At 66.1% G+C, this 17,462-nt stretch carries 35 protein-coding genes; 34 read left to right on the forward strand and 1 reads right to left on the reverse strand.

Annotated elements, in window-relative coordinates; genetic code table 11:
* The first annotated feature begins 44 nt into the window (after positions 1 to 44).
* Positions 45 to 245, forward strand: a complete 201-nt coding sequence (locus tag ACFVAJ_RS17390; protein ID WP_376946280.1) for a hypothetical protein — start codon at positions 45 to 47, stop codon at positions 243 to 245.
* Between the two features lie 25 nt (positions 246 to 270).
* Here ACFVAJ_RS17390 and ACFVAJ_RS17395 read toward each other — a convergent pair whose 3' ends face one another.
* On the reverse strand, positions 271 to 1,128 hold the full coding sequence (locus ACFVAJ_RS17395) for a hypothetical protein (RefSeq protein ID WP_376946282.1): 858 nt from the start codon (positions 1,126 to 1,128) through the stop codon (positions 271 to 273).
* A 68-nt stretch (positions 1,129 to 1,196) separates the two neighbouring features.
* Here ACFVAJ_RS17395 and ACFVAJ_RS17400 point away from each other — a divergent pair, with 68 nt between their 5' ends.
* From ACFVAJ_RS17400 to ACFVAJ_RS17560, 33 genes are all read left to right on the forward strand, one after another.
* Entirely contained in the window at positions 1,197 to 1,466 is a 270-nt protein-coding gene (locus tag ACFVAJ_RS17400) for a hypothetical protein (RefSeq protein WP_376946284.1), read from the forward strand.
* Positions 1,467 to 1,545: 79 nt separating this feature from the next.
* Positions 1,546 to 1,887 (forward strand): hypothetical protein, encoded by a 342-nt coding sequence (locus ACFVAJ_RS17405; protein WP_376946286.1) that lies wholly within the window; start codon positions 1,546 to 1,548, stop codon positions 1,885 to 1,887.
* Positions 1,888 to 1,923: 36 nt separating this feature from the next.
* Positions 1,924 to 2,724, forward strand: a complete 801-nt coding sequence (locus ACFVAJ_RS17410; protein ID WP_376946288.1) for a hypothetical protein — start codon at positions 1,924 to 1,926, stop codon at positions 2,722 to 2,724.
* Complete coding sequence (locus tag ACFVAJ_RS17415; protein WP_376946290.1) at positions 2,721 to 3,230, forward strand: hypothetical protein; 510 nt, start codon at positions 2,721 to 2,723, stop codon at positions 3,228 to 3,230. The genes ACFVAJ_RS17410 and ACFVAJ_RS17415 overlap by 4 nt, the downstream gene beginning before the upstream one ends.
* An 11-nt stretch (positions 3,231 to 3,241) precedes the next feature.
* Complete coding sequence (locus ACFVAJ_RS17420; protein ID WP_376946292.1) at positions 3,242 to 3,457, forward strand: hypothetical protein; 216 nt, start codon at positions 3,242 to 3,244, stop codon at positions 3,455 to 3,457.
* Between the two features lie 90 nt (positions 3,458 to 3,547).
* Entirely contained in the window at positions 3,548 to 3,856 is a 309-nt protein-coding gene (locus ACFVAJ_RS17425; RefSeq protein ID WP_376946294.1) for a hypothetical protein, read from the forward strand.
* Positions 3,857 to 4,004: 148 nt separating this feature from the next.
* Positions 4,005 to 4,667, forward strand: a complete 663-nt coding sequence (locus tag ACFVAJ_RS17430) for a hypothetical protein (RefSeq protein WP_376946296.1) — start codon at positions 4,005 to 4,007, stop codon at positions 4,665 to 4,667.
* Entirely contained in the window at positions 4,657 to 4,995 is a 339-nt protein-coding gene (locus tag ACFVAJ_RS17435; protein ID WP_376946298.1) for a hypothetical protein, read from the forward strand. Before ACFVAJ_RS17430 ends, ACFVAJ_RS17435 begins: the two co-directional genes overlap by 11 nt.
* Positions 4,988 to 5,599 (forward strand): hypothetical protein, encoded by a 612-nt coding sequence (locus ACFVAJ_RS17440; RefSeq protein WP_376946300.1) that lies wholly within the window; start codon positions 4,988 to 4,990, stop codon positions 5,597 to 5,599. The genes ACFVAJ_RS17435 and ACFVAJ_RS17440 overlap by 8 nt, the downstream gene beginning before the upstream one ends.
* A complete protein-coding gene (locus ACFVAJ_RS17445) occupies positions 5,599 to 6,213 on the forward strand; it encodes a thymidine kinase (protein WP_376946302.1) in 615 nt (204 codons plus the stop codon). The genes ACFVAJ_RS17440 and ACFVAJ_RS17445 overlap by 1 nt, the downstream gene beginning before the upstream one ends.
* Before the next feature lie 14 nt (positions 6,214 to 6,227).
* Positions 6,228 to 6,560: a hypothetical protein gene (locus ACFVAJ_RS17450; protein ID WP_376946304.1), complete on the forward strand. Its 333-nt coding sequence runs from the start codon at positions 6,228 to 6,230 to the stop codon at positions 6,558 to 6,560.
* Positions 6,561 to 6,590: 30 nt separating this feature from the next.
* Positions 6,591 to 7,115, forward strand: coding sequence for a dual specificity protein phosphatase family protein (locus ACFVAJ_RS17455; RefSeq protein WP_376946306.1), 525 nt, complete (start codon positions 6,591 to 6,593; stop codon positions 7,113 to 7,115).
* Positions 7,116 to 7,140: 25 nt separating this feature from the next.
* Complete coding sequence (locus ACFVAJ_RS17460; protein ID WP_376946308.1) at positions 7,141 to 7,728, forward strand: DUF6283 family protein; 588 nt, start codon at positions 7,141 to 7,143, stop codon at positions 7,726 to 7,728.
* A gap of 50 nt (positions 7,729 to 7,778) precedes the next feature.
* Positions 7,779 to 8,879 carry a hypothetical protein gene (locus ACFVAJ_RS17465; protein ID WP_376946310.1) on the forward strand — a complete coding sequence of 367 codons (1,101 nt, stop codon included), beginning with the start codon at positions 7,779 to 7,781 and terminating at the stop codon, positions 8,877 to 8,879.
* Between the two features lie 107 nt (positions 8,880 to 8,986).
* On the forward strand, positions 8,987 to 9,331 hold the full coding sequence (locus ACFVAJ_RS17470; RefSeq protein WP_376946312.1) for a hypothetical protein: 345 nt from the start codon (positions 8,987 to 8,989) through the stop codon (positions 9,329 to 9,331).
* Positions 9,332 to 9,389: 58 nt separating this feature from the next.
* Positions 9,390 to 9,659 carry a hypothetical protein gene (locus tag ACFVAJ_RS17475; protein ID WP_376946314.1) on the forward strand — a complete coding sequence of 90 codons (270 nt, stop codon included), beginning with the start codon at positions 9,390 to 9,392 and terminating at the stop codon, positions 9,657 to 9,659.
* A complete protein-coding gene (locus ACFVAJ_RS17480) occupies positions 9,656 to 9,961 on the forward strand; it encodes a hypothetical protein (RefSeq protein WP_376946316.1) in 306 nt (101 codons plus the stop codon). The genes ACFVAJ_RS17475 and ACFVAJ_RS17480 overlap by 4 nt, the downstream gene beginning before the upstream one ends.
* 102 nt (positions 9,962 to 10,063) lie before the next feature.
* A complete protein-coding gene (locus tag ACFVAJ_RS17485; protein ID WP_376946318.1) occupies positions 10,064 to 10,348 on the forward strand; it encodes a hypothetical protein in 285 nt (94 codons plus the stop codon).
* A gap of 38 nt (positions 10,349 to 10,386) precedes the next feature.
* Entirely contained in the window at positions 10,387 to 10,719 is a 333-nt protein-coding gene (locus ACFVAJ_RS17490) for a hypothetical protein (protein WP_376946320.1), read from the forward strand.
* Positions 10,720 to 10,782: 63 nt separating this feature from the next.
* Positions 10,783 to 11,337: a DUF6927 domain-containing protein gene (locus tag ACFVAJ_RS17495; RefSeq protein WP_376946322.1), complete on the forward strand. Its 555-nt coding sequence runs from the start codon at positions 10,783 to 10,785 to the stop codon at positions 11,335 to 11,337.
* A gap of 24 nt (positions 11,338 to 11,361) precedes the next feature.
* Positions 11,362 to 11,505 carry a hypothetical protein gene (locus ACFVAJ_RS17500; protein WP_376946324.1) on the forward strand — a complete coding sequence of 48 codons (144 nt, stop codon included), beginning with the start codon at positions 11,362 to 11,364 and terminating at the stop codon, positions 11,503 to 11,505.
* Between the two features lie 79 nt (positions 11,506 to 11,584).
* Entirely contained in the window at positions 11,585 to 11,953 is a 369-nt protein-coding gene (locus ACFVAJ_RS17505; protein WP_376946326.1) for a hypothetical protein, read from the forward strand.
* Positions 11,954 to 12,031: 78 nt separating this feature from the next.
* On the forward strand, positions 12,032 to 12,694 hold the full coding sequence (locus tag ACFVAJ_RS17510) for a hypothetical protein (protein ID WP_376946328.1): 663 nt from the start codon (positions 12,032 to 12,034) through the stop codon (positions 12,692 to 12,694).
* Between the two features lie 63 nt (positions 12,695 to 12,757).
* A complete protein-coding gene (locus ACFVAJ_RS17515; RefSeq protein WP_376946330.1) occupies positions 12,758 to 13,189 on the forward strand; it encodes a hypothetical protein in 432 nt (143 codons plus the stop codon).
* The gene (locus tag ACFVAJ_RS17520) at positions 13,186 to 13,686 is read left to right on the forward strand and encodes a hypothetical protein (protein ID WP_376946332.1); all 501 of its coding nucleotides are present in this window, start codon (positions 13,186 to 13,188) and stop codon (positions 13,684 to 13,686) included. Before ACFVAJ_RS17515 ends, ACFVAJ_RS17520 begins: the two co-directional genes overlap by 4 nt.
* Positions 13,683 to 14,114 (forward strand): hypothetical protein, encoded by a 432-nt coding sequence (locus ACFVAJ_RS17525; protein WP_376946334.1) that lies wholly within the window; start codon positions 13,683 to 13,685, stop codon positions 14,112 to 14,114. The genes ACFVAJ_RS17520 and ACFVAJ_RS17525 overlap by 4 nt, the downstream gene beginning before the upstream one ends.
* 72 nt (positions 14,115 to 14,186) lie before the next feature.
* Positions 14,187 to 14,639: a hypothetical protein gene (locus ACFVAJ_RS17530; protein ID WP_376946336.1), complete on the forward strand. Its 453-nt coding sequence runs from the start codon at positions 14,187 to 14,189 to the stop codon at positions 14,637 to 14,639.
* Complete coding sequence (locus tag ACFVAJ_RS17535; protein WP_376946338.1) at positions 14,639 to 14,896, forward strand: hypothetical protein; 258 nt, start codon at positions 14,639 to 14,641, stop codon at positions 14,894 to 14,896. Before ACFVAJ_RS17530 ends, ACFVAJ_RS17535 begins: the two co-directional genes overlap by 1 nt.
* Positions 14,897 to 15,077: 181 nt before the next feature.
* The gene (locus ACFVAJ_RS17540) at positions 15,078 to 15,332 is read left to right on the forward strand and encodes a hypothetical protein (RefSeq protein ID WP_376946340.1); all 255 of its coding nucleotides are present in this window, start codon (positions 15,078 to 15,080) and stop codon (positions 15,330 to 15,332) included.
* A 61-nt stretch (positions 15,333 to 15,393) separates the two neighbouring features.
* The gene (locus ACFVAJ_RS17545; RefSeq protein WP_376946342.1) at positions 15,394 to 15,795 is read left to right on the forward strand and encodes a hypothetical protein; all 402 of its coding nucleotides are present in this window, start codon (positions 15,394 to 15,396) and stop codon (positions 15,793 to 15,795) included.
* A 505-nt stretch (positions 15,796 to 16,300) separates the two neighbouring features.
* Positions 16,301 to 16,456: a hypothetical protein gene (locus ACFVAJ_RS17550; protein WP_376946344.1), complete on the forward strand. Its 156-nt coding sequence runs from the start codon at positions 16,301 to 16,303 to the stop codon at positions 16,454 to 16,456.
* Between the two features lie 33 nt (positions 16,457 to 16,489).
* Entirely contained in the window at positions 16,490 to 16,984 is a 495-nt protein-coding gene (locus ACFVAJ_RS17555; RefSeq protein ID WP_376946346.1) for a hypothetical protein, read from the forward strand.
* Entirely contained in the window at positions 16,974 to 17,447 is a 474-nt protein-coding gene (locus ACFVAJ_RS17560; protein ID WP_376946348.1) for a hypothetical protein, read from the forward strand. Before ACFVAJ_RS17555 ends, ACFVAJ_RS17560 begins: the two co-directional genes overlap by 11 nt.
* The last annotated feature ends 15 nt before the right edge of the window (positions 17,448 to 17,462 follow it).

The raw sequence follows: 17,462 nt of genomic DNA on the forward strand, positions 1-17,462 counted from the left end.
CGGGAGGCTCCAGCACCCGGGCAGACCCCCGAACGGAGAACCCCGTGAAGAAAACCGTCTACGCCGCGATCGTGGCGCTCAGCCTGACTGCCGTCCTGACCGGATGCGGCAAAATGAGCATCGAAACAATGAAGGAGCTCGCCGAAGCGCGCGACACCTGCAACGAGCTCGGCGGGCGCTTCAGTCATTACGACGACGAGCTCGGCAACCAGTACTGGGACTGCAACTTCGACGACGCGAACTGACCGACGGCAGCGGGGCTGCGGACGGTCAGAGCCACTCCTGCAGGAGCGCAGCCTCGCCGTCGGTGACGTCGCCTGAGGCCATGAGCCGCTCAACGGACGGCCTCAACGTGTCCGGGACGAAGAACCCCTCGCGGCCGAACACGACGCCGTCCTGGATCAGGTCCATCGCTTCGATCGTGACGCTGGCTTCCTCGATGATTGCGCCCCACGCGACCGCGGCCGCGAGGTACGGGTAGCTGGGCGCCGGTGCGGGCCTCGAGTACAGCGCCACGAGCGCAGAGCTGACCGCAGCTGCAAGGTCGCCGGCGCCCGCCTCCCCAGGGGCGACATCGACAGTCTCGTCGATCCTCTGCTCGAGGACCGTGATGGTTGGATCCGTGCGGTCGTAACTTCGCAGCTCGAGCTGCCATTGGTCGGCATCCGAGTTCATGCGGAGGAGAACCATGCTGTCGCCCTCCTCGACGAGCGCGAGCCCTTCCTCGGAGGCACCGGCGATCTGCCCGTACGGATCGGCGAGTGCGTAGTTCGGTTCAAACTCGTACGCCCGGCAGAACCTGGCCTCCGCGGTGCTCGCGAACCGGTCACGGTTGTCCATCTCCCAGGCTGCGTAGTAGTCGGAGTAGTCGTCATCCGTCCAGTTCTCGGGGTCCTCGCTGAGGATGTCCCGCGGTTCCGCTGCAGGAGCTGGGGCGACCTGGGGAACTTCGTTCCGAACCTGCTGCTCGCCGCTGCTTTCCGGCTGCCGTTCCTCACCCACTCGCCGTGTGACGCGGCCCCGTCGCTGCAGCAACCAGCCGACGAGCAGCACAATCCCGACCCCGACGAGCACCGCGACGATCCCCGGTGTACCGAAATCACCGCTCAACGTGTCGTAGCCCGGCATGCGGTCATCATCCCATTCCGCGCATGGTCTGCACGAGAAGAGATTGCCTACCCGCTGAGGAGCACCCAGTGCACACCATCGCCCGTCCCGCCGAACGGATCTGCGCGTACGCGAACCGCCGCCACGAGCAGCTGATCGGGAAGCCGGTCATCGTGGACTGGCTCGTCGAGCGCGACGGCAACAGGACCCGCGGCGTCGTCGACGGCACCCTGACAGCAGTCGGCGAAGTGCAGCAGGGCGGACGAGTCACCCACGTCCGACTCGACTTCCTCGACCGCGACGCCATCGAAATCGGCACCGACCGGCTCGTCGCACTCACCATCACCGAGGCGCCGTGAAGTCCATCAACCCGGACACCGGAGAGATCATCCGGCCGCGGCTGCAAAGCAATCCTCGACGAGGGGCAAGAATTGGATCATGAGTGAAACCGAGCGGCTCCTCGCGATGCGGGAGAAGTACGCCGACCTGCACCCGTACGAATGGGACGACCACGCCGGCGGCTGGGTGATCAAAGGCATCGGACCGAACCGGGTATGGGTGACCCCGCTCCTGTTCACGTTCGCGGTCATCGTCGGCGAACCCGACGCGCTCGGCTACACCGACCGGTGGTGCTACAACTCCTCCGACGACGCGGTCCGATCCGCCGAGACGTGGGAAGGCCCGTACCCGGGCTCGGAGCCGACCGGCTGGCACCGACACCCCGACACCGGACGGCGCCGGGAGCACGGCGACCCGGCCTGCGAGACCGTCTCAATGTAGGCCCGCGCATGGAAGTTCCGACGAAAGGAACCGACCATGCATCAGCCGTTCGAACCGCTCCCCGGGCCCGTCCTCACCTTCCAAGGCGAGCACCGCGTCTGGAAGCTTACCCCGCGCCAGGGCACCGCGCCGACCGACAAGTGGACCCTGATCGGCTCACCGGCACCCGCAGAAGGGAACCCGTGCTCCGCGATCGAGAACGGCCAGTGGGCGACCCTCGACGAGGTGTACCAGGCGCTCCAGGAAGCCGAGCGGGAAGACGACGGCTGGCATGAAGGTGACCAGCACAATCCGGTCCTGATCGCCTACCGGCGCGCGGGCACCGACTTGGAGTGGTGGCTGGACGACGTCCGGAAGGTGCTCGCAGGCGTCAACGGCGGCGGAACCGGCACCCACGACGACATCCTGGAGAGCCTCGGCCTCTTCGACGTCTTCAACGACATGCCCGCGTTCGGCTGGCAGAAGCGCCTCAACGAGAAGAAGCGAACGCAGCTGAAGGAAGCGGAAGCGGTCATCGAAGCCGACCTCGCCGAGCGGAACCGCCGACGCGAGAACAACCCGATCATCGCAACCTTCCTCAGGAACGGCGGAATTCCGTCGTCATGGTCGCTCTCGGTCCGATCGATCACCTGGGCGCAGAACACCCCGCAGGTCGGTTGGTCGCTCGACGTCAATGAGGTCTTCAAGAGCCTCGGCCTCTTCGATGCCGAGAAGCGGGAGCCCGTCGAAGGGTGGCGCCTCAAGCTCAACGAAGAACATCACGCCGTGATCCGCGAAGCGGTGGAGCTGCTCGACGGCTTCCCGCAGAACGACATGGTCTGGGGATCGGGACGATGACCTGGGCCAGCCGTCGCCTCCGCGCCGCCGCCGCAAACGGTGACGCTTTGAGCGACCAGACGATTCAGGAGTTGATCGCCGCTGCGGAGGAGCTCGAGAAGCCGAAGCCGCGACGCCGTCGCGCGAAGAGCCCGTTCACTGGCGTCTCGATGAGCGACGTTCGCGCTCTGAAGCGTCTCGCCGAAGCGGTGAGCCATTGGGAGCGGAAGGCTGAGGAAGGCGAGTTCTACCTTCTCCCTGCGGCGCACCACATCCTGAAGAACTCCGGCACTTTCACGCAGATGCACATGCTGGACGTCCTTGAGAGGCACGCCTGGGACAGGCTTGCCCTTCTCCCGCAGTACCACGAGATCCGCGAGCAGCACCGCGTCGCGCACATGAAGAAGTGGGACTCGAAAGCGTACGAGTCGTACCTTCTCAGGCAAGAGCTTGCCGAGATGCGCAGGCGCGTCGACAAGATCGACACCGTGGACCGCGCTGCGCATGAGGGTGTACTTCAAGCCTGAGGAGGCACCACATGACCGGCATCACCCCTCGCCCTGTCGGCGGGCACATCATCCCGATCGGCGCGCACGTCCAAGTGTGCCGGCAAGGTGTCGTGCAGCCGTGGAAGGTGACGGTGTTCCGTCACGACCGGAACCGAACCTACCGGCTCCACTTCGCGGACACCGACACGTACGTCACCGCGCACGAGGAGGAGCTCACGGTGATCGAAGCGCCGACAACCAACTGAGGCGCCACCGGGCAGCCCAGCTTCGGGGTGCACCGCGCATGTTCTCTCCGACAAGGACAGCGGGAAACCGCGACGACATGAGGAGCAGAATTGACGATCACCGCCCCGGCCAAGCCCGACACCGCTGAGGTCGAGAAGACCCTCACCCCGCGGCAGCGCGAGGTCCTCGGAATGCTCCGCAAGCGCGGGAATGTCGGCATCGAACCGGCCGGCCGCGGTCACCGCTCCGTTGCCGCCCACAACATGGAGCCGGAGTACCACGTCGCCCGCGTCACCCTGCAGAAGCTCGTCGACGCCGGCCTCGCCACCTGGCATTCCTACTGGCCGACCGCCGCGCCGACCGGGAAGCACTTCACGATCGCGGTCGGATACGAGGAGCACAACCCGTACGGCCTCTGACCAGGCCTGTTCTCTCCTCTGCCACGGTTTTCTCCTCACGGGGCGAAAACCGCAGAAGGGGAGAAAACCCCAAGACCGGAAACCCCGGCCGCACCCGTCGCGGCCGGGGTTTCCGCGCATGTGCACGAGGACAGAGAAGGGACCGCTGATGACCGAGAAGAGCCTCGCACCGAACCTCGACAGGAACGGCTGGAAGACCGTCGTCGACACCCGCGCCGGGAAGGTCGAGGGATACCTCATCCAGGCCCGCGGCACCGAGTACCGGTGGATCTGGACCGAACCGAACGAAGAGCTCGACACCGACGGATACCTGCACGACAGCGTTCACGCCGCACTCCGCGACGCCGCGAGAAACTGGGAAGACGCCGGCTCCGGCGGGCGGTACTCCGCAGACCTCCGCCGACGGGCGACCATCGCCGAGAAGAAGCTCGCGCCGGGCCCAGCACCCGTGACCGACCCGTACTACGGGTACCCGGAAGCGTTCGTCGAGAAGTTCGCCGCCGCCCGCTGGGACAAGGAGAGCGCCGACCTCGGCTACCCATGGGCGGAGGTGAGCAACGGCCAGGTGCGCGAAGACTGCCGCCTGGACGCCGCCATCGAACTCCGAGGCGCCGGCGCAACCTGGGAGGAAGAGCTCCGCGTCCACTGGCGGTACGGACCCAAGTCCGGCACCGAGACCGGACGGACCGTCGCAGCGATCTACGAGCAGCTCGTCAAGAAGCTCGATACCCCGGTGACCATCGACAAGGTCGAGCGACGGTACGTGCTGAAGGTGACCACCGACTGGGAGGACCGGAAGCGTGACCAGTGAGGTACCCGCCGACGTCCTCGAACGCGTCACCGTCGCCGTCGAGAAGGCGATCGAGAAGCAGCACCACGCGAGGCGGCTGTACCCGGACTTGTACGCCGGTGAAGTCGCACGCGCGGCGATCGATGCGATCGGGCTCATGGTGACCGACGAGTTCATGGCGTTGGAACCGTCCAAGGGCGATGCTCTCCAGTTCATTCCCGCGACCGCCACCGCCGACGAAGAGACCGCCCGCGACTACGCAGCCGACCCGGACTTCTCCGACGGCGTTGCACGCCGCAGCACTCTGTTCGCGCAGACCGATTGGAAGAGGTTCACGTTCGATGACTGAGTTCCCGATCCCGACCACCGAAGATGTCGAAGCGGCATGGACGGGGAACGACCCCGACGCGGTCGACGCGTTCTACGCCTGGTACAACAGCGTCCGCGCTGAAGGTGGCGGCGACGCAGCGCAGCGAATCCGTGAGCTCGAGGCGGAGAACGCGCAGCTTCGGGTGATCACCCCCGGGGCGCAGGAGTTCATCTACTACAAGAATGCCGCCGGCCTTCTCCTGGAGGTGACCAAGGAACTCAAGGACTGCGGCGCCAAGGAGCGCCGCAAGGTGATCGACGAGCTCACCGACGCGTACTGGCAGGGAGACAAGGACACATTCGGGCTCGGCCTGTCGACACTCCACTGGATTCGGACGAGGACCGGTGTCCCCGCCGACCCTGCCGCCAGAGCTCAGACGCCGGGCCGCAGCCTCTGCGAAGCGTTCGCATGGGTGGGCCAGCCGCTCACCCACTGCGACGACTGCGGCCGCCCGTACTGGGAGCACACCCACGAACGCGGAGTCGGCCAGCAGGCCGGCGACATCATCCCGATCACCGCTGAGCTCGCGGCCGCGCGCCGACGCAAATGGGACCCCGACTACGACGAGAGCGAGAACGACTGATGGCGAAGCTGTACTTCCGGTACGGGGCGATGAACTCCGGCAAGTCCACCGCGCTGCTGCAGGCCGCGTACAACTACGAGGAGCGAGGCCAGAAGGTCGCGCTCATCAAACCGTCCGTCGACACGAAGGGCGACGAGAAGATCGTCTCCCGACTTGGGGTGTCCCGCGCCGTGGACTTCACCGTCGCCCCGGACGAGGACCTTCACCTGAAGTTCAACCTGTACCGCGCCGGCGGCGACCCGGTCGACTGTCTCATCGTCGACGAAGCCCAGTTCCTCACCGAAGCGCAGGTGGACTCCCTGTTCCGCATCGCGACCCTCGACGGCATCCCCGTTCTCGCGTACGGCATCCGCACCGACTTCCAGACGGTCGCGTTCCCCGGCAGCCGCCGCCTCCTCGAGGTGGCGCACTCCCTCGAGGAGCTGAAGACGATCTGCAGGTGCGGGAAGAAGGCGATGTTCAACGGCCGGAAGCTGGGCGGGGTCTACGTGTTCGACGGCGACCAGGTCGCGATCGACGGCGCCGACGCCGAGTACGAGTCCCTGTGCGGGCTCTGCTACCTCGCCGAGTCCCGAGGCCAGCTCACCCCGGCACCTGCCGCGACCGTCGCATGACCGGCGGAGAATCCGTGTCCGACGGGAAGCAGGTCCGGAACTTCACCGTGACCACCGAGAGCGGTGCGGTCTACCATCTCGACTTCAGGGAGGCCTTCTGGTTGAAGGAGGGGTCGCGCGCGTCATGGGAGCGTATCTTCTCGTTCAAGGTGTTCGATCGCGGCGATGTGAGCAACTGGGACGAGCTCGAGAAGGTGCCGCCGGCCGATGAACCCGTCATCGGGAAGTCGATCTTCGTCTCCGGGGGTGCAGGGTGGCGTATCTCGACTCCCGTCGTGAGCATCGTCGAGTTCGACGAAGCGCCGGGTTCCGCGCATGAGGTCAGTGACCGCATGTCTCGTAGCTGACCCCAGCACCCGACCTCCGATGGACCGCAGATGGCTCTCCCCACGATCGACCCGACCGCGTACGAGCTCGGCGGTGACAGCAGCGTCACCGACCCCCGTATTCGGCGCTTGAACGCGTGGGCGAACCACGGCGCATTCCACCTCACCATGCCGTTCATGACGCAGGTCGCGGAGAACCTCTGGCACGGCGGGGTTGAGCGCGGGCTGATCCTCCCCGAGTTCATCGAGTACAAGCTCTCGCTGTACCAGTGGAAGGACTACTGGATCGGGCACGAGCTGAAGGAGTCCCGCGAGGTCGAGATGTACGACTCGCTCGACCAGGGGTTCGAGCAGATCCAGGAGCTCGCCGAATGGGTGAACGAACGACGGCTCGAAGGTCCCGTGTTCGTGCACTGCCAGGCCGGCCTGAACCGTTCCTCGCTCGTCGTCGCGGCCGCCCTCATCGGCCTCGGGGACGTCAAGAACGGAGAGGAAGCGATCGAACTGATCCGCGCCAAACGCGACCCGGCGTGCCTCTGTAACCCGGCGTTCGAGGCGTGGGTGCGGGGTCTCTGACCGAGGCGCCGCCCACACAGCAGGGATGACCGCCAACCGTCACCGTCTGAGGCCCGGCACCAGCAAGTTCAACGGCTCCGACCCGAAACCACAGTCCGCCGCCGAGACCACGCTCGAGGTGGGGGAGGATGGTCGGGTGGACCCGGACGTCATCCCGCTGAGCGAGCTCGTCGCTGGAGGCGACACAGAGCCCGCGGCCGACGCCGGGGAGCACGATGGCAGGGCGCGGCCGCGGAAGACTCCGTGCGCATCGTGCCCGTACCGGACAGGTGTCGCCAGCGGAATCTGGCACCCCGAAGAGTACGAGAAGCTCGTCCGCTACGACGGCGAGACCTTCGAGCAGCCTGTCCAGACGTTCATGTGCCACCAGGGCGAAGGGGACGTCTGCAGCGGCTGGCTCGGCCACGCCGACCCGTCGGAACTCCTCGCCGTCCGGATCGGCATCATGCGAGGCGACCTGCACCCCGAGTGCGCGGACTACACCACGGACGTGCCGCTGTTCTCGTCAGGCGCCGAAGCGGCAGACCACGGGCTCCGGGACCTGCAGGAGCCCGGCGAGAAGGCGATCAGCACGATCGACAAGCTCGTCCGTCTCCGGAACCTCGAGACCTGACTGCCGGCAGCGGTGGTGACGCCGGCTGACTGCCCGCGCATGACCGGGGTGTGAACAAGCCCGCCCGGAAGCCCAAGCCGACCGCATGCTCGAAGTGCGGCAACCCGAAAGTCGCCGGCCGTGGACTCTGCCGTCCGCACTACCAGCAGGCGTACCGGGCGGGCACCCTCGACGCTCACGACACGAAAGCCGACCGCGCAGACAAGCCGGAATGCCCGGACGACCACAAGCACGACGGCTCAACCGTCTGCTACCGGAATCACGGATGCCGATGTGCGCCGTGCCGAGCGCGACGCTCGAAAGAGGAGTCACTCCGAAGCAAGCAGAAGGCGTACGGGACGTACGACAGCGGGTTCGTTGACGCAACCCCAGTCCGTCAGCACCTGCAAAAACTCGGCGAGTACGGAATCGGTCAGCGCCAGGCTGCAGAGCTCGCTGAGGTGTCGAGAGGACGGGTCACGGCGATCCTGTACGGTCGACGCGGCGAGGACCGGAGCGGTCAGCCGTCTTCGAAGGTGGACCGCGCGATCGCGGCGAGAATCCTCGCCGTTCGCCTGGACTTCGGCTCCCTCGCGCAGAACGCGGTGATCCCAGCTCGAGGAGCTCACCGCCGAGTGCAGGCGCTGATGACGCTCGGATGGACACTCACCGAGATCGGCGACCGCTGCGGAGTTTCGGTGCACAATTTCTCAGCCATGATGCGTCGAGAACAGATGCGTGCGCAGACACACCGGACCGTCGCCGCCGTGTACGAGCAGTTGTCGATGACACTGCCTCCGAGCTCCACCACGGCTGAGAAGCAGGCCATCTCAAGATCGCAGAATCACGCGCGAGCGAACGGCTACAGGCCGCCGCTCGCCTGGGACGACATCGACCTCGACGACGACATCGCTGCCGGCGCAGTCGAGTCCGAAGAGACCCCCGAGATTGACGAAGTCGCGGTCGAGCTCGCACTGACCGGCACCAAGGTGAAGCTGACGAAAGCGGAGCGAGACGCAGCGATCACCGAAGCCCATCGCAGACGTTGGTCGGATCAGCGGACCGCCGACGTCCTCCGACTGAACGTGAGAACGATCATCAGGGAACGGGACAGACTGAAGCTGAAGGCGTGGCCAACGAAGGAGCTTATCCACGTGGGGTTCGAGGAGTAAGGCGACCGCCGAAGGAAGCGAACGGTCCTCGCCGCGCATGGGAGTGCTGAAGATACGGCAGGGCGGAACACGCAGTAGCGCCGCCCCTCACTGAACGGAAGCACAGCATGAAGCTCAAGACCGCGATGGCGACAGCCGCGATCATGACGGCAGGACTCGCTCTCACCGGATGCGCGACATCACCTGACGGCGGACTGGTGTGCGTCGTCGACGACAAGGACCGCACCACGGACTCCGAGGGCGCAAGCGTCTACCGTGTCTACACGTCCGGCGACGACGGGTGCGGGGTGTTCAACATCGAGGACGCTTTGTTCCTGGGCAAGCTGAACTCGGCCGACCTGTACGGCTCTCTCGAGGTCGGGAAGACGTACTCGCTGACGACGTACGGATACCGCAACGGGTTCTTCTCGATGTTCCCGAACATCACGGAGGCGACCGAGGTCAGCGAGTAGCTGCCGGGTCCGATCCGCGCATGGAGGTGTCGACAAGACACCTGCGAGAGGACCGAACATGGCTACAACGAAGCCCACCGAACGATTCCCTGAAAAGGGCCCGAAGAACCACTACGGCGAGACCATCTTCGGGCAGCGCAAAAGGGGAGAGGCCATCGGGACGATCCGCACGTTCGGCCGGACCAGCAAGGCGTACCGGCAGGAGGTCGCCGACGGCATGGCAGCCATCACCGAGACTGCGACCGTCGTGCAGCTGTCCGCCAGCGAGTACCGCGTCGACTTCGAGGTCACCCACCGCATCCTCCCGATCGACGGCTCCACCACGTGAGCGACGCAACCCAGCAGGAGCGCTTCTGGGCGGCCTCGCAGATCGCAGAGAACCTCGCTGAGAAGCGTCGAGAGCTCGCGAAGATCACCGCCCCGCTCGCGTACGACATCTCGCAGATGAAGGGCACACTGCAGCACGCGGTCGCCGACCTTGTCGGCGCGAAGCCTTGGGAGGTCGAGATCGACACCGTCCTCAGCTGTGAGGTCTCGCCGACCAGCTTGTGCGTGTACGTCGATCGTGCGGAGACCTGCCATTTCTGCTTCGGGCAGCGCCTCCGGTGGCCCCAGCCGTGGCCCGGATGAGTTGAGCGCGCCGGCGACATCATCGCCGCGAAGTGCGGGGTGCCGCACCTCTATCAAGGTCTCACCGCGGAACACCGCGAACACCACACGAAAGGCACCCACATGACCGCCACCCTGAAGCTCTCCGCGATCCTCGGCCCGAACCGCGAACCGGACCCCGCCCGCATCCGGATCAGCGCACCGCCCGCGAACGCCGGCACGAAGCTCCGCCGACCCACGCACGTGATGCTGAAGGTCCGCCCCGCAGAGCAGCCGGCCCGCATCTGGCATCGCGTCTGGGTCGACGCCGAGGGGTTCTACTCGATCCTCGTGAACGACCGCGACATGCTCCTCGACGAGTACCTCGCCGACCACATCCGACCGATCGTCGAGCAGCACCAGGGCTGAGGGTTCCCGGGCGCCGGGGGATCACTCGGCGCACGGGAATGCCCGCGCATGACCAGGTCGACAAGACCGACCTGAAAGGACCCGACATGCCTCCGTACTGCGAAACCCACGAACGCTTCCACACCTGGGAAGAGTGCGACTTCATCAAGCGAGGCGAAGCCGCCTCGTCGAAGCTGAAGAGCCGGAACGAGCTCGTCGAGCAGATCACCCGGCGGGCGTACGCCGCCGCGCACAGCACCGATCCGGAGTCCGTGAACCTCACCGACATCGGGTTCGAAGAGACCCGTGCCGTCATCGACGACCTCGTCGGTAGGAAGCTCACCGAGAACGAGAAGAATCTCGCCCGCATCCACGACTCCCGCCGCAAGTAGCCCCGCGCATGGTGGTGCCGACGAAGAAGCGCCGGCACCACCGGCCGACTACAAGGAGACGACATGGGTTCCACCGGCATGTACCGCACCAAGGGCCAGACCAACCGCGAGTTCTTCACCGCGGAGTGCCTGCACACTCAACACCAAGAGGTCCTCGCCGACGTCACCCGGCGAATCCCCGGCCGTGGCGGCGAATGGTCGAACGTGTACTACGCCGCCGTCCGCGACAACCGCACCGCCGAGGTGTTCGGACTCATCGTCCTGTTCACCCGCGTCCCGAACCCGTACGCGGACATCAACATCTACTACAAGGCTCTCCACGAGAACTCGGGGACGACCGCCGAAGGCGTCACCCAGGAGATCATCGACCTCCTCACCCCGACCGAGCACGAGTTCGCGCTCAAGTGGCGTCAGGACGCCCTCGCGAGCATCGCACGAGACAACGCGAAGCCGAAGGTGAAGCGCGGCGACCAGGTGAAGTTCCCGCACAAGATGCGGTTCACCAACGGCGCCGAAGGGGACACGTTCACGTTCGAGCGCGGATCCATCTTCACGGCCATCGACGGCTCGCGCGTTCACATCCCCAGCTGGCGGATGCTCGCCTTCGCCCTCGCGTGACCAACTGACCCTCGGAGGAGCGCCATGACCGACGACGAGCTGCTGCAGCTGTTCAACGACCACTACGACCCGGACGCGGTCACGAACCTCCGCCCAGGCGAGGACCGGTTCGACGCCGCGTTCCGGGTAGCGCTCCGCGCGGTGCACACCGCCGGCGTCTCGAGCTGAGACGACCGGCGGGGCACCCGCGCATGTTCGTTGCCCAACGCCCTACCCGAGGGCGCCTGACAGCGAAGGAGAACCAGCCGTGCTCACCACCCTTGAAACCGCCGACCCCCGCTACGGGCACGTCGACGAACCGCAGCGAACCAAGCCGAAGTCCGGCCAGAAGAAGCCGAAGGTGAACTGTTCCTGCACCGACCGGAACAAGCAGCGGAAGAAGGCGTACCCGAACCTCGAGGAAGCCCGACAGAGCGCCGTCCGTCGCGGATACGGGACGTTCCGCACCTACAAGTGCCCGGACCCCATGTACGCCGGCTACTTCCACCTGACGAGCGCCGAATGGCCGCCGGTTCGCGGCACCCAGGACGGCCGTCGAGAGCTGCAGGACCTCCGCCGCGACCATCGGCGTGACCGCCGCATCAAGCGGGCCGCGGAGGCTGCAGCAGGTCAGTAGATTCCCGCCGCGCACCGCGCATGAAGGCTCCAAGAAGAGAACGCCGGCCTGCGGCCGGCACGACCGCTTGGAGCCTTCATGCGCAACCCGTCCTGGAAGCCGTTGTTCGACAGCCCCGCCGAGCACGCCGCGAACCCGCCTGAGAACTGGACGGTCGTTCGCGACCCGAAGAACCCGAAGTGGTGGGGTGTGTTCCTCACCGAGGACCTCACCGTCGAACCGCTCGATCGGTTCGGCAGGAAGCGCGACGCTGTCGACGCTGCGACCGCCGGCGGAATGCTCCACACCGCCTGGCTCACTGACGGGCGCTGGTACGCCGGGGAAGCGGTGCACAACCGAAAGCTGTGGGCCGAGATCGTCGAAGCTCGCGAACAGGAGCGCGCCAAGGCGGAACGGCAGATCAAGAAGGCCGGGCTGGCGATCGCCGACGTCAACCGGTGGCGCGACGCGGTCGACGCGAAGACTCCGGAACTCGACGAGCTCCTCGAAGCGGCCCGTGAGATGTTCGCCACGCTCACCTCAGGGGAACTCATCGACCCTGACTTCCTGAACGAGTCGGAAGCTGACGAGCTGAGGCGGGACCTCGCCGACACCCACGGATTCGCCACCGACGCTGAGCAGGAACTTCACCGGGTGAAGTACCTCGGACTCGGCGCCGACCGCACCGCCGCACAGGTCCTCGAGGACCTCATCGACGTCGAACGTGAGCGCACCGCCACCGCATGGCGGAAGGGCAACTGACGATCGGCGGATGTCGCCCGCGCATGAAAGTCTCGACAACGACCGCCGACCAGGAGGATCCGCATGACCGACCGACTCCCGACGGAGCACACGCTGACCGTCACGATCCGCACCACCGCTCACGCCCCGGCTGACCTGGACGGCATCAGCGACCAGATCGCGAACTGCGTTTGGGAGGACTTCGCCGCTGACATGGTCAGCGAAGCGAACGAGGAGCGCGGCGTCTACGACGAAGACATCCGAGCCGACGGGTACCACGAGGGCAACGCCCTCGTCACCGCGATCAACATCGACGGTCGCCAGTTCGACGCGGAAGCCGGCGCCCTGATCGGCGACAAGAGGACACCGGTCTCGGTCGCCGCCCGCGACCTGGTGCTCGAGCAGGTCGCCGCCTGGGTTGCCCGCAACAGTGACGACGAGCTGCGACGGATCCTGTCGGCCGAGAACCTCGCCGCGGCCGAGCAGAAGCTCCGCGACGAGGGCTGCGCCTCATGACCGCCACCGCCCGCAAGGTGTACGGCAACGGTGTGGAAGGCGCTCCCGCGGAGATCGGTGACATGGTGTGCGCCGAACACCCGGACAGCCTCAACCAGATCGTCGGCGTACTCACCGCGGTGAACGCCGAAACCACCGGCACCACGTACTCTCTCCGCCTCGACGGCGGCAGCGAACTCACCATCTGGGAGCCGGCGCACCCGAACCTGTTCAAGTGGCGGATCAAGAAGATCCACGACGACGAAGCATGGCACCCACGTCACAGCGCCGCGATCGAACTGCGGGAACGCCTCTTCGGCATCTCAACAGAGATCCTCACCATCGGGCAGCACCTCAGGCTCCCGATCGCGATGGGTGGCTACACGGATCCGAGCGACTGGGAGCAGCTTGCTCGCTCCACAGCGGAGCAGATCGCTGGCATCGAAGACATCTACGCCGAACTCCCCGAAGGGTGGCGCGAACGCTACATGGAGCAGGTCAGGGCCGGATGGGAGTGAGCCTCCAGGTCGCGGCGTGCGCCGCACCTCGCTACGCGCAGAAGTCGTTCGTCACCCCGTCACTCGAGGAGCTGACAGCCCGGCTACGGCAGTCCGTGTACACGGTCGCCGACCAGATCACCGACGTCGACGTGTTCCCGTTCGCTTCACTTGAGGAGCGGTTCGGCTGGGATGTCGACGACTGGTCGCGCGAGCAGAAGCTCGACGCTGCCGACTGGGTGATCGACGCTCTCATCGACTGGATCCGAGACGAGACGACGGCCGGGAAGGATGACGTGGCGTACCTCGAGATCGACGGGAAACCGCACCTCGCGACCGGTGGGATCGCCGGCGCCGAACCCCCGACAGAGTCGTACCCGTTCATCGTCGCGCTCGACCGGATCTCTGCGTTCACGGAGCCGTTCGAGAAGCCTCGAGGGGTGCTCTGACGGTTCCGGCCGCGCATGGTCTGGTCAAGAAGCAGCGCCCGGCAGTCCCGGGCCAACCGAAAGGCCGACCGCATGTCCGACCCCGCGTACCTGTCCTTCACCGTCTACAACGAGACGTTGTCCTTCGACGCCCTCGAGGCGGAACTGGGGGCGGTGCTGCGTGATCAGCTCGGCTCCAACTACGACTCCCACGTCTCGTACAGCTGGGAGAACGAGCGGTTCCTGAAGTTCAGCGGGTACGCCAGCCCGGAGAGCGGCACGGCGTTCCGCGTCGCCGGCAGCAAGCTCATCACCAAGTTCCCCGGCACCACCAAGGTGATCACCCGGCTCGAGGTCGGAGGCGACACCGAAGCGACGGTGTCCACCGCTGACGGTGCGACCCGCTACGTCGACCTGCTGGTCCCGTTCGACATCCACCAGCAGCTCCGCGACATCCGCGCACTGCACACCGCAGGTGACCTCGACGCGATGATCGAAGCGACTCTCCGCCTCGCCGACGTGGTCGCCGAAGGACCCGTCGTCTGATGCGACCCGGCCTCATCGTCGGCGTGAACGTCGACCCGGTCGACGTCGGCGCCGGCCTCCGCATGGCTGCCCGCCTCGGGTACGACGACCCGGCCGCGCAGATGGTCGTCGAGCACTCCCTGCTGCGCTGGAAGCGCGGAGAAGAGGAGAGCGGGGAGCGGCTCTGGCTGAGCGAGTACCCGCGCGACCTGACGAGCTGGAAAGCGATCCTCGCCGCGGCGATCAACGCCGGCCGATCGGCAGGGGATCCCAGCTGACTGTCGAGACTGAGGTGACCGTCGGCGAGCGATTCCAGGCGTACTGCGACGAGTGCGAATGGGCCGCCGAACAGGAGCACGCCTACGCCGACGACGCATTCGCGGACCTCGAACATCATGTCGCAACCGAGCATGTCCCCGTCGGCGGGGTCAGACGGATACCACCGCGCATGAGCGGGTCATGAACACGATGGTCAAGAACACCGCAACCGGAGCGCTCGCTCATCCAACCGGTGCTGCACTCCAGGTCGTCACCGACACGCTCGCCGCGAAGTACGAGCAGGAGGGCAGCGCCGACGCGATGACCCCCAGGCAACGACTCGACGCGATCAGTCACGACCTCGACGGCGGTGCAACGCTCGAGCTCCTCTTGGAGGTCGCCCGCGCCGCATTCATCTCCGGCGCCGAGCACGCCGGGGGCGTGCGCGTCGAGTAGGCCCGCGCATGGTCTCTTCGACAAGAAGCGATGGCGCCGCGGCGCCGCGAAGGAGATCACGATGACTGCACTTCCCACCTGGGCTTGGACCGAGCACGAAGACGGCCTGATGGAGCACGACGGCGACATCGGCGGCGACAACCAGGTCGGCGGTGTGGTCGAGCGCCGCTACCACCGGCAGCTCGACGACGGCACCTGGTCGGTGATCACCGACTCGTGGATCGTCGAGCAGACCGGATCCGAGGACGAGCCGCGGTACTCCGTGACGAACCGGATCGAGTTCCTCAACTGCCGCGACCTCGAAGACGTCGGAGGCACCGAGATCAGCTCTGACTACGAAACTGAGTACGTCGGACTCACCGACTTCGTCGACCTGGACGAGGCCCTGGCGAAGGCGGCCGGCTACGGGAAGCGTGCGGGCGCGATCGACTACGAGCACTGGAACGGCGTTCGGAGCAAATGACCCCCACTTCGGGGGTGTTTCACGCTGTTTCGCGTCACGAAACATCCGTACGCGGGTCTCTCAATGCATGACCAGCCTGCGCGGCTTTGTACCCCGATTCCCGCAAGAGTCCGGGCGTGATGACGCAAACCAGTCACAAGCAAGACTCAGCTCGGACTCAGCTTGGAGGGGGAGAAGTCGCCGCCCAGAGACGCAGGTAATACATCATGGCGTACCGCACCACAGGCACAGTTTCCGCCATGATTACGACAGACGCCGGGACAAATGGCACTCGGGGGAGACAAAGACCAATGAGGGGAGGGTGCACCGTGCTCAAACTCGACCGCACCCGCCCTTCCGTCCCAGGCATGGGGATCGCTTGACGACTCATGAGCATGTTCACCTCTCGACGATCCGCTGTGAACGCGGGTCGGCGTGTCCGCTTGTCGACCTGTTCCACACGGACAACCCGCTCATCCAACGGTTCAAAGACGCGTGGGATCAATGCGTCAACGATGGTGAATCAGTGTCCGCCCTCATCGAAGAAGCCATCAACGAACTCGGAGCAGGGGCGGCCCATCTCGTCCAAGTCACCACAGACCAGTACGAGAAAGCGTTCGATCTACTCATGAAGCTCGGCAAGATATTCGTCTGCCAAGCGGACGGGTTCAGCAAGCGCTGACCCGCGCATGGTCTCCTCGACGAGAGGACCGCCATGACCGCCGAGCGGCTGCACACGAAGTGCCAGCAATGCCATCTGTTCGTTGAAGAGAACTCGGACGCCGGGCCCGACACCGCTGCATGGTTGCACCTGTACGGCGAATGCGAGCTCTGCGAGGAGACGAACTCCTCCCACAGTGCAGAGCCCGGCCCGTCCGCGCCGCTCGAGTTCTGGGAGCAGTTCGGGCCCCGCCTGATGCGCGCACGATTCGTGAAATCGCCCGCCTGGCCGACACTCGCCGGAAGCGACCCGTGCACCAACCCGGTGTTCGCTGCGTTCCTCGCTGAGTTCCCCGACACCGCCCCGGTCGACTCGCCGAACTTCGTCCTCTCCTGGGCTACCCAATTCCTCGGCGCCGACTGGCAGGAGAAGTTCCCTGCCAGAGTGACAGCCGAGCACATCGACGGCGCCCGACGAGGCGTCGGGCACATCTACCGCACCGGCCTCATCCTCCGGGCAGACCGAGAGGGGACCCCCGTTGGCGACTAAGCGCCAGAAGTTCGCGGACGGCTCGACCGTCCGGTTCACCAAGACAGCACTCGCGATCGACACCTTCGCGGAGAACCGAGACCTGAAGATTCTCACCCGGACTTCCCGGCACGGCCTCTGGCGGATCCGCTCCGAAGCGGCCGACATGACGTTCACAGTCACGAACGCTCCGGACCACACGAGTGACGTCATCCTCGACAACGGAGACCGGTGGAGCTCGTTCTGGCTCGAGGGGGTCCGGCAGCCCGCCACCGAGATCGGTGCCGGCACCTCCATCCACTACGACCCGGAAGCGAACACGAAACGGATCCCGCTCGGGGAGCCCGGCACCTTCCGTGTCGAGTACGACCAGAGCGTGAACACCCTCTGCCGGCCCGGCCGCATGGTCCCGGTCCTCGTGTCCCAGCACCCCGAGCATGTCGACTGCGGCCAGTGCCGTCGACGGAAGAACTTCCCCGCATGACCGCCGATCGAAAGG

This window comes from Agromyces sp. NPDC057679 (assembly GCF_042799635.1).
GTDB lineage: Bacteria > Actinomycetota > Actinomycetes > Actinomycetales > Microbacteriaceae > Agromyces.